This window comes from Microvirga lotononidis, from assembly GCF_034627025.1.
GTDB classification, from domain to species: domain Bacteria; phylum Pseudomonadota; class Alphaproteobacteria; order Rhizobiales; family Beijerinckiaceae; genus Microvirga; species Microvirga lotononidis.
The window spans coordinates 73060-87924 of the sequence record NZ_CP141049.1 but is presented as its reverse complement, the minus strand read 5'-3'; the positions used below and the strand labels follow the sequence as shown (position 1 = coordinate 87924).

14 protein-coding genes and 1 pseudogene are annotated in these 14865 nt (G+C 58.5%); 7 read left to right on the top strand and 8 right to left on the bottom strand.

Going from position 1 to position 14865, the window contains the following annotated elements:
- Positions 1 to 79 precede the first annotated feature (79 nt).
- The 3 genes from repC to U0023_RS23790 form a co-directional block, all read right to left on the bottom strand.
- A complete protein-coding gene (gene repC / locus U0023_RS23800) occupies positions 80 to 1234 on the bottom strand; it encodes a plasmid replication protein RepC (protein ID WP_322883826.1) in 1155 nt (384 codons plus the stop codon).
- Between the two features lie 175 nt (positions 1235 to 1409).
- Positions 1410 to 1622 (bottom strand): hypothetical protein, encoded by a 213-nt coding sequence (locus tag U0023_RS23795; RefSeq protein ID WP_154660860.1) that lies wholly within the window; start codon positions 1620 to 1622, stop codon positions 1410 to 1412.
- Positions 1623 to 2057: 435 nt separating this feature from the next.
- Positions 2058 to 2768: an IS6 family transposase gene (locus tag U0023_RS23790; RefSeq protein WP_009488589.1), complete on the bottom strand. Its 711-nt coding sequence runs from the start codon at positions 2766 to 2768 to the stop codon at positions 2058 to 2060.
- 74 nt (positions 2769 to 2842) lie between these two features.
- Between U0023_RS23790 and tnpA the strand changes: the two genes are divergently transcribed.
- From tnpA to U0023_RS23770, 4 genes are all read left to right on the top strand, one after another.
- Positions 2843 to 3328, top strand: a complete 486-nt coding sequence (gene tnpA, locus U0023_RS23785; RefSeq protein WP_009488590.1) for an IS66-like element accessory protein TnpA — start codon at positions 2843 to 2845, stop codon at positions 3326 to 3328.
- On the top strand, positions 3325 to 3678 hold the full coding sequence (gene tnpB, locus U0023_RS23780; RefSeq protein WP_009488591.1) for an IS66 family insertion sequence element accessory protein TnpB: 354 nt from the start codon (positions 3325 to 3327) through the stop codon (positions 3676 to 3678). The genes tnpA and tnpB overlap by 4 nt, the downstream gene beginning before the upstream one ends.
- A gap of 61 nt (positions 3679 to 3739) precedes the next feature.
- On the top strand, positions 3740 to 5302 hold the full coding sequence (gene tnpC, locus U0023_RS23775; RefSeq protein WP_009488592.1) for an IS66 family transposase: 1563 nt from the start codon (positions 3740 to 3742) through the stop codon (positions 5300 to 5302).
- A 91-nt stretch (positions 5303 to 5393) separates the two neighbouring features.
- Positions 5394 to 5825 carry a type II toxin-antitoxin system VapC family toxin gene (locus U0023_RS23770; RefSeq protein ID WP_009488593.1) on the top strand — a complete coding sequence of 144 codons (432 nt, stop codon included), beginning with the start codon at positions 5394 to 5396 and terminating at the stop codon, positions 5823 to 5825.
- Positions 5826 to 5866: 41 nt separating this feature from the next.
- On the opposite strand, the gene U0023_RS23765 is transcribed toward U0023_RS23770, so the two are convergent.
- The 3 genes from U0023_RS23765 to U0023_RS23755 form a co-directional block, all read right to left on the bottom strand.
- Positions 5867 to 5998, bottom strand: a complete 132-nt coding sequence (locus U0023_RS23765) for a hypothetical protein (RefSeq protein WP_280940633.1) — start codon at positions 5996 to 5998, stop codon at positions 5867 to 5869.
- A gap of 148 nt (positions 5999 to 6146) precedes the next feature.
- The gene (locus U0023_RS23760) at positions 6147 to 8390 is read right to left on the bottom strand and encodes a S8 family peptidase (protein ID WP_009488595.1); all 2244 of its coding nucleotides are present in this window, start codon (positions 8388 to 8390) and stop codon (positions 6147 to 6149) included.
- Positions 8383 to 9504, bottom strand: coding sequence for an AAA family ATPase (locus U0023_RS23755; protein WP_040637710.1), 1122 nt, complete (start codon positions 9502 to 9504; stop codon positions 8383 to 8385). The genes U0023_RS23760 and U0023_RS23755 overlap by 8 nt, the downstream gene beginning before the upstream one ends.
- Positions 9505 to 9942: 438 nt before the next feature.
- On the opposite strand from U0023_RS23755, the gene U0023_RS23750 reads away from it, so the two are divergent.
- The 3 genes from U0023_RS23750 (at position 9943) to U0023_RS35605 (ending at position 12741) form a co-directional block, all read left to right on the top strand.
- Positions 9943 to 11409 (top strand): hemophore-related protein, encoded by a 1467-nt coding sequence (locus U0023_RS23750; protein WP_009488601.1) that lies wholly within the window; start codon positions 9943 to 9945, stop codon positions 11407 to 11409.
- Between the two features lie 339 nt (positions 11410 to 11748).
- Positions 11749 to 12459, top strand: coding sequence for a hypothetical protein (locus tag U0023_RS23745; RefSeq protein WP_009488603.1), 711 nt, complete (start codon positions 11749 to 11751; stop codon positions 12457 to 12459).
- 39 nt (positions 12460 to 12498) lie between these two features.
- Positions 12499 to 12741 carry a GIY-YIG nuclease family protein gene (locus U0023_RS35605; RefSeq protein ID WP_154660861.1) on the top strand — a complete coding sequence of 81 codons (243 nt, stop codon included), beginning with the start codon at positions 12499 to 12501 and terminating at the stop codon, positions 12739 to 12741.
- On the opposite strand, the pseudogene U0023_RS23740 reads toward U0023_RS35605, so the two are convergent.
- Together U0023_RS23740 and ltrA are read right to left on the bottom strand one after the other, a co-directional pair.
- Positions 12706 to 13158: pseudogene (locus tag U0023_RS23740) on the bottom strand (IS6 family transposase); the annotation flags it as partial. The gene U0023_RS35605 and the pseudogene U0023_RS23740 overlap by 36 nt on opposite strands.
- 60 nt (positions 13159 to 13218) lie before the next feature.
- A complete protein-coding gene (ltrA, locus tag U0023_RS23735) occupies positions 13219 to 14478 on the bottom strand; it encodes a group II intron reverse transcriptase/maturase (RefSeq protein ID WP_009488605.1) in 1260 nt (419 codons plus the stop codon).
- Positions 14479 to 14865: the final 387 nt, after the last annotated feature.

Here is a 14865-nt window from a genome sequence, read left to right as displayed (position 1 = left end):
GTGATGCACCCGGCCCTTGCCGCTCCCTGCCCCCAGGCACGCTGGCCCGTCGTCGCCTCGCCGCGCATGGATCCTCTCCCTAGGCCATTCTTCGCCTCCGCATGGCGAGGAGCTCGACGGCGAGGTCGATCTTGCCGGCTTTGACCATGCGGGTGAGCGCGCGGAAGTAGCCGCCCGGGTTCTTGATCCGGCTCTCGCCACCGTTTTTGGCCACATCGGCCTCGTAGAGCTGCAGGGTGTAGATCACGGCGATCGCCGCCCTGACGGTGCCGATCTCCTCCACGGCCTCGGCCCAGGCGCTCTCATGCGCCCCGAGAGAGGCCCTCAGGTAGCGCCCGGCCGAGACGATGTCGGCCAGATCCCGCACCGGTTGGCCGTAGTCGCTCAAGGTCGGGCAAGCCTCAAGGATCAATTCCGGTGATAGGTGCTCCGGGGTTTGTTCGGTTGAACGAACCGCCTCAGCTTTCTTCGGAAAGCCCTTGTTACAAGGCTCACTAGGAGATCCGTTGTTGTTATAAGTGTGGCGGCAGCTTTTGCCGCCATTGCCCGCTTTTAAGAAAGCTTGCTCGCACACCATCCTCAGGGCTGTCCACTCATCAAGGATCGCGTGCGGCATAGCCTTCGTGCTGCGCACAGGGGTTCGGGCTTTCAGGCCTTTGACGTGTTCTTCCAGGTCGGAGCGATCGAGATCGGGATAATGCTCGGCCAACGCCCTCAGTGCCTCCTCGGCGGCCCGCCTGGCGATGGTGATCTCGTCGAAAGCTCGTTTCCGAACTTCGCGGGCCTGCCTCATCTCGATCAGACGCTCAGCCCAATCCCCTCGCCTGGCATAAACGGGGGTCAGGTCGAAGCCAAAGGCGTCGACCAGCTCTCCAGCCAAGTCTTTGACCGCATAGCGCTTTCCGTTCGGAGATTCCTTCGGGACGATGAGCTGCTGATCAATTAGGACCTTGAACGCATACCGGATGGAGCGCTCGGAGAGGCCGGTCCTGCTCATAAGATAGTCGTTGGACGGCCAGACCAGCAGCCGCTCCCATTCCTGCTCGCCCCAGCAAGCGACGAGCTCTGAGAGGACCGATCGGGGACCGTTCCGCAATTCTAGGGCCTTGGCAGCCTCACGAGCTGCCGCAGATAACTCTTTTCGCGTCACCGTGCGCCCGGGTTCGAGCGCAAGTTCTCTCGCAGCCAGAGCGGCATGTCTCAGCCGCCGGCCTCCTGACGATGCAAGCTGCATCGTACCCTCCATGTTGAGGGCAAAGCGGGAGCGTTCACCGAAACCGATGTCTCTTGACACTCAGATTGGCGGGATGGCATAAGGAGGTTGCGACACCATTCTTAGGCCCACCCTCGCGGTGGTCTCCAAAGGCCCTCGAAGTTTCCAGCTTCGTGGGCCTTTTGCTTTGCCGGGTTTACGTCACCTTGTCTGGCTCCTTTTGGACAAAGGCTGCTTCGAGCACATGGGCGATCGCGACCTGGCGTGATGGATAGCGTCCGGTCGCAACGGCTCGGTCAATCGCAACTCCGACGTTGTGAGGGATCCAGACGTTCATCTCCCGGTCCCCCCTTTCCCGACGGATCTGGCGGAGACGTTGGGCGCGCTCGCGGCTCGCTTGATCAGCCATTTCGATCATCCATGATACTCGTAGCGATACGAGTGATGCCCGATTCTGAGTTGGCTGTGGAGTCGCGCGTCAAGAATCCATTCACAATAGATCGATTCAGCGGTGGAAACTTCTTTAGCTAGAATCATTTAGCCGAAAAGGCCGAATCAATTCGCATGTAAAAGCCCGGTTCCAGACGATTCCAAGTTACTCACTTGATTCGAGATCGCCCAATATTCGGCACGAACCTCAATTCGCCGTCCGGCATTATGATTCGAGCGCGGATGCCTAAATGTGGTCAAGAACTGTAAAGGAGACGACTAAGGCTCCTGATTATTTCGCTTAGATTCTACCGGGCTCTTCTTGTTCAGCAGTATTGGGTGCTTGCTCGCGCGTCGGTGTTGTCACGGTAACTGGCCCTGGGCGGACTGAGGCGATTATGGCCGTCTTATAGGCTCAAGCGGCGACCCCAGCCGCGCTTTTCCATTCCGCCGTGGCGCTGAGGCGGTGAAGATGGGTGGCAAGGGTGGAGCGGCGGGTGCGGGGTGGAACGAAGAGATTGCGGGCAGCCGAAAAGACACTGGCGAACTGCTGCAAGCCTCCTGGTACCCGGAACCCCTGCATCACCCGCTCTCGTCGACGTAAGGGCAGATGAGAGTTCTCCGCACGATTGTTAAGGCCCTTATGGGAGCGGTGTTCAACGCTTGGCATGAGCTGACCCCGGGCGGCTGCATAGAATCCCAGCTTGTCGGTGATCAGCCGACGCGGTAGGCCGCCTTGTTTCCTCATCAGCCGAGTCAGCAAGCGCTTGGCCGCCTTGGTATTGCGCCGCGTTTGGACGATCTCATCGAGCACATAGCCGTCCTGATCAACAGCCCGCCAGAGCCAGTGTTTCCTGCCAGCGATGCTGACGCCCATTTCATCCAGGTGCCAAATGTCAGTCGGGCGTGGCTGCTTGCGCCGAAGGCGCCGGGCATACTCCGGTCCGAACTTCTTGCCCCACCGGCGGATTGTCTCGTAGGACACGACGATGCCGCGCTCGAGCAGCATCTCCTCGACTAGCCGCAAGCTCAATGGGAATCTGAAGTACAACCAGACTGCATGAGCGATGATCTGAGGTGGGAACCGATGGCGCTTGTAGCTGACAGGCTGTAAGCGTGGCGTCATGGCCGCCTACCGAAGCGGCGATCAGGATGAGATAAGTGTCCACGAAGATTGCAGCGGACACTTAGGCGGCATGCATGTCAGAGATGGAGCCTCGTCGTCGACGCAGTTGGACCACGGAGGAGAAGTGGCGGCTTGTCGAGGAGGCCAGGCTCCCGGGAACCGCTGTCGCGGAGGTGGCCCGTCGGCGCGGCGTCAACAACAATCAGCTTTTCGGTTGGATCCGGGCTGCAGAAGCAGGCAAACTGGGGCCCCGTCCGGCTTCTCTGGTGCTTCTCCCGGAGGCTTCATCGCACAATGAGTTCATTCCGATCGGGGTCTTCGGGACGTGCGACGATGAAGGGCCCGCGATCACGATGCCGGCGCTTCGCCCGCTGGACGCCACTCCGGCGGAGAGCTTGCCACAGCCGAGAGCCGAGCGGTCGGCCAGAACGCCGATGCTGGAGGAGCGGCCTGGCGTGATTGAGATCGACCTGCCAAACGGTGCGCGTGTTCGGGTTGACGCCTTTGTCAACGAGCGGGCGCTGCGGCGGGTTCTTTCGGCCCTCGGTGCGAAGTCGTGATCCAGATCGCTGCGGGAACGAAGGTGTATCTGGCCTGCCAGCCGGTCGACATGCGCCGTGGGTTCGACGGTCTGTCCGCGGAGGTCGTCAACAGGATGAACGCCGATCCCTATTCCGGCCATCTGTTCCTCTTCCGCGGGAAACGAGGCGACTATTTGAAAGCTCTCTACTGGGATGGAACCGGGCTGTGCCTTTTTGCCAAGCGATTGGAACAGGGCAAGTTCGTCTGGCGGTCGCTCGTCGATGGCGTCCTGCAAATGTCGGCGGCACAACTGGCTCTTCTCGTCGAAGGGATGGATTGGCGGCGCACGCTGATGCCCGAGCGTCCGCCAAAGCCGACGATGGCCTGATAACATACTGTATTTACATATAAAACGTAGCTGCATCGGGCCGTTTGTGCTAGAGAAACATATGTCTCTTGCTGCTCCCGATGTGCTGGCCGAACTGGAGGCGTTGCGCGCTTTGACCGCGCAGTTGCAGGCGGAGCTTTATGCCAAGAACCTCTATATCGAGAAGCTCAAGGCGCAGCTCGCGAGCCTGAAGCGCGCCCGCTTCGGCCGCTCCTCGGAGAAACTCGACCATCTCATCGAGCAACTGGAACTGGCGATTGCCGATCTAGAGGAGAGCGAGGCCCACACCGACATCGAGCGGACGGCAGCGCGGCCCATTGCATCCTCACCATCGGCTGGCGCGACGGCAAAGTCGTCTCTGGGCCGCAAGCCCTTACCGGCCCATCTGCCGTGTGAGACAATCGTGCACGAGCCGGACTGCACCTGCCCGAATTGCGGCGGAAGCATCTTCAGCACGATCGGCACGGATGAACGTGAGGTGCTGGAATATGTGCCCTCGCACTTCAAACGTGTCGTCCACCTTCGCCCGAAGTTGAGCTGCCGCACCTGCGAGACGATCGTTCAGGCGCCGATGCCATCGCTGCCGATCGAACGTGGGCGACCCGGTCCCAACCTCCTGGCTCATGTACTGGTCTCCAAGTATTGCGATCATCTTCCCCTGCATCGCCAGAGTGACATCTATGCGCGCGAAGGCGTCGATCTCGATCGCTCAACGCTGGCCGGCTGGGTCGGGGCAATGGCGGCTCTGCTTCAGATCTTGAGCGAAAGGATCGGAACCCATGCCCGTGCCGGCGAAACGGTGCATGCTGACGATACCCCCATTCCGGTCCTCGACCCTGGACGCGGCCAGACCAAGACCGGCAGGCTGTGGACGGTTGTGCGCGATGAACGTCCCTGGGGATCGGCCGTGCCGCCCGCGGCGTTCTATGCCTATTCTCCGGATCGCAAAGGGGAGCGTGCCCAGCACCTGTTGTCGCCATGCCGTGGCTTCCTGCATGCCGATGCCTATGCCGGCTTCGACAAGCTCTATGTTGGCCATCCACTCACCGGCGACACGCGCCTGATCCAGGTGGCCTGTTGGGCCCACGCACGCCGCTATCTGTACAACGAGTTCCTCCGCAATCGCTCGCCTTCGGCGGAACGGGCCTTGGACCTCATCTCCGACCTGTTTGCGGTCGAAGCCGGGATCAACGGCTTGGATCCAGAAACGCGGCTCGCTGCACGCCTGGCCCGGTCGGTCCCTCTTCTGGAGATCCTGAAACGCCATCTCGACACGACGCTTGCGCGCATCAGCGGCAAAAGCGAACTCGCCAAGGCGATCCGCTATATGACATCCCGCTGGAAGGCGCTGACGGTTTACGCCACTGACGGGCGGCTTGAGATGAGCAACAATGCCGCTGAGCGAGCCATCAGACCTTTGGCGCTGGGCCGGAAGAACTATCTCTTCAGCGGTTCCGATGCCGGTGGCGATCGCGCAGCGGTCATCTACACCATTGTCGAAACCTGCAAAATGAACGGCATCAACCCGCAAGCCTATCTTGCTGACGCCATTGAGCGCATCGCTGATCACCCCGCCAACAGGGTCGATGAACTCCTTCCATGGAACTGGACACCACGGTCTTAGTGTCCACTTGGCCATTAGTGGACACGATCCGGTCCCAGCCCGCGGCCATCACGCCCCGCTTACCTACGCCACAGGGGCAAGGGCTGTTCTGATGCCGGATACGAATGTGTATATCAACCCGTCCGCTGGCCGGCTCCCTCCTGCTGCCCAGAGCCTCCTACTTAACGGCTTGCTTTGGCATTCAAGCATCTGTTTGGGCGAAGTTGCTATCGGTGTTGGCAACTACAATCCGGCAAGTCCTGATTGGGATGCCTCCCGGAGGCAGTATGCTGGCTTAATCGCGAGCATTCCGGAGACGCGCATAAGAAAACCCGACGAGCAGACTTGGATCGAGGCTGGGCTGATAGCAGGAATCTTGGCTCGGACTCAGGGGTATCAGCCGCATCAGCGCAAGGAGTGCCTGAACGATGCGCTGATCTATCTGTCGGCAGCGAAGGAAGGTATCCCTGTTCTAACATCGAATCGGGACGAGTTTGATGTTATCCAGCAGATCGCCAAGCGAGGCATGTTCGTCCACTATTGACGTCTGAGCCTGCTTCGATCTCAACCTCAATGAGGGATACACTACGAAATCGTCGCAATCTCGACCGCATCGAGTTCTAAAGTCTCGATCATGATGGACTGCAGGGTGGTGCCGCCCTTGGTCAGAGATCCGCTGAAGTAAAAGCCATCGACATCGGAAACTCTCTGATCCAACGGGTGCTTGGTGCTTCTGACTTTTTGTGGAATGACAGGATTGTCGCTGACATTGCCAGCAGTAACCCTGTGATGCAGGGTAGGAATTTTAATACTGAGCTCCTAATCGACCGCCGACTGTCGGATCAATGCCCTCACTCTAATCTATTTATACCTCGTTCACGACTGTCACGTCCTGCTCGAACACGGCGCTTTCCACGAAGCTTCCGAGATTGCGAACGGTGGAATCATAAATCGTTGAAGCAGCGGTTGGGCTTTTCAGCGTCAGAACAAAAGCAACGTTCTGTGGTGCCATGTTTGTTCGGTTCGGAAGACCGGGCTGATAAAGGTCGCGTGTGTAAAGACGCGCTCGCAACCGCAACTCTCCGCCGCCGACCCCTTTGTTGAATTTGTTCTTCTTGACGTGACGAACTGGATGCCACTTCTTCAGGTCATTCCGAGCATCATGTTCGGCGAGTGTCGATTCCTTCATCGTGCCAAGGAGGTTTTGCCACTTGCCATTCGCACCCATGTGCTGCAGGGCGACCTCGACGCGGGTCGAGAAGTAGTTTGGCCCAGCAAACGGGGAGACCAAGGGTTCGAGCACAGCGGTCAGTGTCGCTCCACACATTATTCGATCACCATCTAACATTTCAGCTGGAATCGGGATGCCGTCCCAGTGATACTCCAACCCGGGCAAGAGGGTAGCCTGCCAGGTCATTGTCACCGTTCCAGGCGCACACTCCCACGGTGGCGTTCCATCGTAAGGGGTGCCCCAGCCGAGCCTCGGGTCGTGTCCATCAAGTTCGCTACGATTGATCAGGAGGGCCCGGACGAGATCGGGGGTAGGGGACCGCAGACGGTCAAACGTGTGTGCCGCGAGCACGCTCACCATGGCTGTTGCGAAGCTGCTGCCAACCATCTGCTGATTTCCAAGCACGCTTAGGCGCGAGAACCAAGATACTTCGGGCTTCAACATACCTTCAGGCCCAGGTCCTTGGCAGCATCTTGGGCAGTGTGCCCCCACGCCCCCTTTGCGGGTAGCCAAACGGCCGCCGACCGTGAGTGCTGCCTCGCAGTCCGCTGGTGGCAAAAGAACATCATTCTGACCAGAAATGTTTCCAATCGAGACGACCGGCAGAACGCCGGCTGCCCGGGCCAGCCCCGCAAGTTGATGTCCAAGATCGCTCATCTGCTCGGGCTCATCTTCGAGCTCATCGAGGTTCAGCGACATGTTCCAAACCCGTGCCTCGCGGTGCCGGGCAGCCATAGCTTGCAGCATATCAAGCAGATCATCTGGCTTCATCAAGGTGTTGCTGGAGCGATGGGGCACAGCTTGGGCAGTGCCAACCCGAGCACCAAGAGCGGGCAGATCAAGATGACTGTTTAACTCATGCCCATGGACGATAAGCGAGCTGATAGCGTTACCGTGCATCTGATCTGCCTCATGATCAGGTACGATCGGCGGCATGGACCATGCTTCGGCTGCCTTGTAGGCGGGATCGTGCAAGCCTCCATCAATCACGGCGACGACGGGCGCATCATGTAGCACTGGAACCTGCATCGCTGTCACCCCGGGCTGACCGGAAGTCACCCGAACAGGCCGCACCGGGTCGAGTCGAAATACCGTTCCCGAGGCGACAAGACGTAACAGGTCGGATTGGCTCGCAAGTTTCACGACAGCCCGCCCTACGCCACGGGTTCGCCGGTAGTTGCCCATTGCTCTTGTGATGCTCGTCGTTCGTAACCGGGCCCCACTCGCGATGCCGCGCTGAGGCTCCACAGGTGCCTCAGGCTGAGGTGCACTCAGGACCGGTACTATCACGCGGTCTTGAGTCAGACGTTGGAATGACTTGAGGAGTTCTTCTCGCGCCTCGTCATCGTGGTAGGGTCGCAGCCACATCAGGAAGTAGCGTCCGGACTCATCCTCCATCGCCCGGTCCCAGAGCTGGTCGAGTGTTCTCCCTCTCAGTACCTCGCGTTGTTGAAATCTCCTGATTGTCTCAACTCGAGAAATGTCGGCTTTCACAGCCCAATTGGGTGCTTGGGCGACTCGCCTTGCGAGCACCTGCAGCTTTGCAACCTCTACCTCGACGAGATAACCGTCAGAGCGAGGTGCCACAAAGCGGCAGCCGGCTTCTAAGTCAAATAGATCTGTGGGCGTGTGTGTTTGCGCGAGGGAGTCGTCAAACATGCGAACGATCAGAAGAGTTTTGCCTCCGTGGAGAGTGAGATTTTCCCGACGCCGGTCAAGCTGCTGCAGCCGTCTCACCAAGCGTTCCTGCTGCTCCTCAAGTCGGTCCAGCTTGGTTGTTGTTCTACCTTTGCCGCGGCCCTCTACGGGATCCGGTACAGGTTCGATCATTAAGCGCAATGCTGGTCGAAGGAGAGGTTGTCCTTGGTTTTCAGCCATCGCCCCTCTCCTCATTCTTCAGGAGCTTGAGAGCCCATTGTCTCGTGACACCAAGAAGTTCCGCAATTTTTGGAGCGTTGAGACCTTTCGCACTCAGACGCAATGCAAGATCCCGCCTGGCGTCTGGAGAAAGCATTTCTCGGGGAGGAAGCATCGGAACTCCGGACTCACTGTTGACAACTGCTTCAGCCACGCCCGCCAAGTCGATTTCTCGCTTGGTTAGTACAGAGTGCCTACGCGCGGTGTGTGCGATCGTTTCGATATCAGCACCAGAAAGACCATCCGAGATCTCTGCCAAATGCTGTGCGGCTTCGTGCTGCTGATCGGAGAACAGAAAGTGGCGCCACATTTCCGTTCGGACATCTCGGTCAGGGAAGCCGAGGCTAATTTTATAGGGAAACCGCCGCCAGATCGCACGATCAAGCAGTTGCGGGTGGTTCGTTGCACCGATCACGACGGTTCGGTCGTCAAGGGCATCGAGACCCTGCAGCACCGTGTTCACGACACGCTTCAATTCTCCAAGCTCATGACGATCGTCACGCAACTTTGCTACCGCATCCATTTCGTCGAGGAACAGGACGGCACCCTTTGCGGGCGCAAAGTCGAAGATGGCCCGAACATTCTTGGCAGTATCCCCCAGGAGGGACGAAATCATGCTATCGAGCCGGACAACGTACAATGGACGCTTCAGCGCGGAGGCAACGTGCCCAGCCAAGAGTGACTTACCTGTGCCTGGAGGTCCTGAGAGTAGAAGGCATAGGCGCGAAGAGAGGCCCTGGCGGCTTAACTCCTCGACATGGTGCACGTCTGATATGAAATCTTGTAGCGTCGCCCCCGCCGTGCGGTTTAGAAGGATTGGCGTACTTGGCCACCCCTGTTCCTCGACAAGAGGCAGCCGTGACTTTGTGTCGACCGGAAGTTGCTCCACATAGCCAGAGGCTCTGAGAGGCACGCCCTTCTTGCGGAGGAGCGATCGCAACTCGTGCGCAGCTTCGAGATCTCCACCTTCAGCCAGTTCGCGAGCAATCGCATTCGCCGCCCGCCTGACACGGGTGTAATCGGCAGCCAATGCTGCATCGGTAAGCTCTATCAAGTGGCGTGTTTCTGGTGACACGAACGGCCTCTGGCAATGGGACGATAATGGACTGACTGCTTTTGTAAACGAATTTTGTCATATTGACAACTAAAATGCGGAACAGGTAGCCTTAGTATGGGTTGAATGGAAATCAAATATCGAAGGAAGGAATGAGAATGGCAAAGGGAAAGGGTGGCGGGGGCAGCTATCGCAGTGCGATCAGCGGTCGTTTTGTGACGGCGACGCACGGTAAGCGCAGTCCATCAACCACAGTGAGAGAAACTCGTGGTGGGGGATCGACGGGCGGCACTTACCGCAGCGCGAGTTCTGGCCGCTTTGTCACTACGAAGCATGGGAAGGCGAATCCGAACACGACGATCAAGGACTCGTGATCCGTCAGGTACAGGCGACAGGTAAGCATTTGGATTGCTTGCCGCCCAATTTTATTTTCTAGGAAGAAAAGGGCAGGTGGCAGCCATGGGTGAGGCGAAGCGAAAAGCTCAAGCACGAGCCAAGAGAGACGTTCTGAGCAAGCCGCTCAACCCTGCTCGTTTCAACCTGTATGCTCTTGGGGCTCGCATGGCTCCCACGCGGATTATCTCCGAGGAGCGCTCTTATTGGTCGGACCATGAGGAACGGGTGCTCGGCTTAGTATTCCGCGATCGTATCGACAATGACTATGGGTGGATGCTCTTAGCTCGCGACCGGGTCGGCCGTTTCCGGTGTATCAAGGTCGATGTAAGTTTCACCAGCGAACAGCTGGCCATTGAGCGTGTGCGGGAGAGCATCGCGCAGACGATTGAGAATGGGAACATCGAGGACGTTGGCTATCAAGGCGATGAGCCCAACGAGCCGTTTGATCTCTTGAGGGTGGCAGTTGGAGAAGACGAAGCAAAGCTTCATCCCTTCTTCAAAATTCTCCGTGATGATCCAGCGCGGACACCTGCGCGAGCTGTCTTCAAGGAGCTTGGACCTTGGTTGGCTCCCACGGACCCTCACTTTGTACATGAGTTCCAGTTTCAGCAGTTCGATCAGCGCCTCTGGGAACTCTATTTATGGGCCGCATTCCGCGAGCTGGGTTTCGATATTGAGCAGCCTGAAGCACCTGACTTCCTTTGCAGTGCTCCCGGCGTTGCGTTCACGGCCGAGGCGACTGTGGTGTCCCCCTCAACGGCTGGACCACTATCGCAGCACCCCGACCCACAAACAGCGGATGAACTGCGAGAGTTTCTCGCTCACTACATGCCGATGAAATTCGGATCCAGTCTGACGAGTAAGTTGAACAAGAAGAACAAGGCTGGCGAGAGTTATTGGGACCGCGGGGAAACAGCCAACAAACCCTTCATCCTGGCCGTGGCGGATTTTCATAAGCCTGGGTCAATGGAAGAACCCGGATCGATGAGCTACACGCACTCTGCGTTGTGGCCGTATCTCTATGGTCATCGTGTAGATTGGGAAGTAATTGAAGGTAAGCTTGTAGTCAGGGCAACGAAAAATCCAGAGCACCGGTACGGGAACAAGACCGTTCCGTCAGGCTTCTTCGATCTTCCTGGGGCAGAGAATGTTTCGGCGGTCCTATTCTCCAATGCTGGAACATTAGCAAAATTCGACCGGATGGGTGTCGTGGCCGGATTTGCACCACCTGGTCACCGATATCTCCGGGTCGGATACCGGTTCAACCCGGATCCTAATGCGATTGTGGGGATTCCGTTCCAGGTGGAGGTTAGTGATCAGAACTACACCGAATTCTGGTCAGATGAGCTGCAAATCTTCCATAACCCGAATGCGAAGTACCCCCTTCCGCCGGAAACGTTTGCTGGAATCACGCAACATTTCTTCAAGGAAGGGGATCACCATTCGATCACTCCAGAGGGTAGCGTTCTGGCTTCTCAGACAATAATTTTACGCTTCACCAGAGATGAACAGGGAAGATCGGTGGCTTGATCGGAGCACTCAGACTCAGGCGGCGTAATTCTAAATGGCGGATGTGGAAACCAACCAGATCGCCATCACAGATCCCGATTTGAGCTAGGCATCGAAGATTGTGCGGTGTCTGGGTCATCAGGCCTCCAAATTAAGTTTCCATCCTTGAATCATGCGAGCCGGCGCAGGGGCGGGCAAGGTTTATTGCGCTGACGGGTTTCCGCAGTCGCAGGGTCAACCCAATGAGCCTGCATCATAAGCGACTCCACTGCACCTGGGTAAAGGGAAGGAATGACCACAGGCCCAAGAAAGCCCCGATTGATAGGGTGAGGAACCCGTGTCAGTTTTCCTAGATTTGTCATGCCTTTAGCCATTCTCCTCGTCGTCATCCTCATTGTCGCCAGATGGTTCTGGAACACGATCACCAGCACGCCGTGGATCGTGTGGACGCTGATTGGAATTGCTGGCCTGATCACGGCTCTCATCGTCTGGGCTCTCAACGAGAGGCGCAAGTGGTCGAAGAGCCCCGAAGGCCAACGTGCGCTCAAGGCGCAGGAGGAGCAGCGTCGGAAAGTAACACTTGTGCCGGAAGGCTTCCCGGCACAACCGTACCTCGGCACGAAGGATCATGGCTTATTGGCGGTCGATCCGAAAGGACGCCAGTTGGCGATCGGTAGCCCGATGGGTTGGTCTGTGTTCGACTACGAGGACGTTTTCGGTGCCGAGCTCGACATTGGGGAGGGCGAGATCATCAAGACCTCTTCCTCGCGGAGCATCACGGGCGCTCTTGTGGGCGGTGCCGCCTTTGGCGTTGCAGGTGCCATTGTCGGCGGGACTGGCGGAAAGACCACTTCGGTATCAACAAAGGTGCTCCAACGTATGGTTCTTCGCATCCACGTCCGTGATATGGAGAAGCCCGTGCGAGAGATTTCCTTCAATGTGAACCAACATGGGCCTGACCCAAAGAAGGAGCAGCAACTGGGACGGGAATGGTTCGCTAGAATTCAAATGATCGTGGATGAGAACGACAGACTTCCGGCCGCAAGAGGACCGAAAGCGGGAGTCGCATAGGATTGCTGCCTCAAGCATCTTGAGATAAGTCCCGCAGGCATGACAGCAGGTTGGATATACGTTCTCGATCCACACATGACCGTGAACGGCAGGACTGTCGTCAAGGTTGGATTCACAACAAGGACCGTCGAACAACGGGCGCGGGAGCTTGGAACAGGCATCCCGAGAGGCATGTCGATCGCCTACAAGCGGTTCCGTCGCAAATCCGGAGTAGGGACGCGACAATGGCAGGTCTTCGTTACGCGCTCATGCAGCGAGCCGCTCGAAATGCTCGGCGAGTGACAGCCGCTGATTGCAGGCATATTTCGCCTGCTGTTTGCGCATCATATGGATCAGCTCGATGCCGCCCAGGATCACGCGGGCGCTGGCAACGGATTTGAAGCCGAGCATGGGGCGCACACGGCGTTTGATGGCGCGATGATCCTGTTCGATGCGATTGTTCAGGTGGGCACTCTGCCAGATCCTGATTGGCTGCAGCCGGCTCTCGGCATCACACGACAGGATGGCTTCCCGATTGGTCTGGCTGCCGTCGATGACGATCCGCTCGGGTCGGCCGTGCCGCTTGAGCGCCTTGCGCAGAAACCGTTTGGCAGCAACGAGGTCCCGTCGTTCGCTGAACCAGAACTCGACCGTGTCGCCATGGTTGTCGATGGCCCGGTAGAGATACGTCCAACGCCCGCGCACCTTGATATACGTCTGGCGAGTCGCGCGGGGGAATCTCACCCGCGCGCTCCTAGAACCGTACGTGACACTCTCGCGTCATACGGCTCCCGATGTTCGGCCATTTCCATGCAGAAAGCGCCAGTGCGCAAACAGGTGCGGATTGACGCGGATCACCCGCGCCAACCACTCCCTTGCGCCCTTGGGCCGCCGGCGCAACCGTTTGAACTTGTTGCAGGCCCAGCGGATCAGGAAGGCATCGATGCGATGCAAAGTCCAAGTCAGTGCCGACTTGTAGAAGTGACTGTAGTAGTTGATCCAGCCTTGGATGTACGGTCGGTACATCCGCGCCAGATCCGCCAGGGATTTGTCGGTCCGATGGTGGAACGCCCACCCTCGGATCGTCTGCCGAATGGCCTTCAGCGCCTTCGGGCTGGCCGCAGGCAGGAAGGACGTGCCATAGAGACCACCACGCCAGGCTGCCTTTCTCGGCCGAAAGCGATAGCCGAGGAAGTCAAACGACTGGGCCGGATAGTTGCCGCGCCGGTTCGTGTCCTTGCAATAGACGATCTTCGTCTTCGCCGGATGAAGAACCAGCCCGCAGGTCCGAAAGCGGACCTCCAGGGCCCTCCACAGCGTACGAGCTTCCTCTTCGCTGCGGCAGTGGCAGATAATGTCGTCCGCGTAGCGCTCGAACGGAATGGCCGGAAAGCTCCGCGCCATCCAGACATCGAACACATAGTGCAGGAACAGGTTCGCCAGGACAGGGCTGATCACCCCACCCTGAGGCGTGCCTGCCGTGCGCGGGACGATGCTACCGTCCTGCATCTGGACCGGAGCCTTCAGCCAGCGCTCGATATAAAGCAGCACCCATGGGCAGTCCGTATGATGACGAACCGCCTTGAGCAGCAGCTCCCAATCGATGCTGTCGAAGTAACTCTGGACATCGATATCGAGCACCCAGTCGAACCGCCAGCAGCGCTGGCGGGTCTGCCGGAGAGCATCGATCGCCGATCGGCCGGGGCGATATCCATAGGAGTCGTCATGGAAGACAGGCTCCAGGATCGGCTCCAGATACCGTTTGACCACCTCCTGGGCGATCCTGTCGCCGACCGTGGGAATGCCCAATGGTCGGGTCCGTCCATCGCCCTTGGGAAGGTCCACCCGTCTGACCGGAGGAGGAAAGTAGCTCCCTGAGGACAGGCGATTCCAGAGCCGGTAGAGGTTGTTCGCAAGATCAGCCTCGAACTCCGCAATCGACTGTCCGTCTACGCCAGCCGCTCCCTGGTTGGCCTTCACCTTCTGGAAGGCCTCCCAGACTTCCCGCTTCGGGATGGGAAACGGCTTTGCCGTGGTCACAGAGCTCCTCCCGTTACCGGTTGGCTCTGCGCCGCGGCGGAACACTGCAGCCCCTTCGGTCCAGTCCCATTACAGAACCTTCCTCCCTACTACGGGCTGCTCCGCCCCTGTGCCCCGCATCGGTACTCTGATCCTTGCGGGTTTTACCGCTTGGACGTCTCCCTTGGCAGCGGGGCGACAGGTTCTCACGTTCCATACAAGAGCCTGATCCGGCTTCGCGCCGCCTACATGCCGGATGTCGCTCGGGCAGTCTTCAGGACAGCCCCCGAACTGATCCCGGGAGGTAGACGAGCCCCCGGTTTTGACATCATCTTTGGCATTTCGACACGTCATCAGCGGTTCGCTTTCGCTCGCCTCTCCGGATCGTACCTGACGGGATTAGGATCC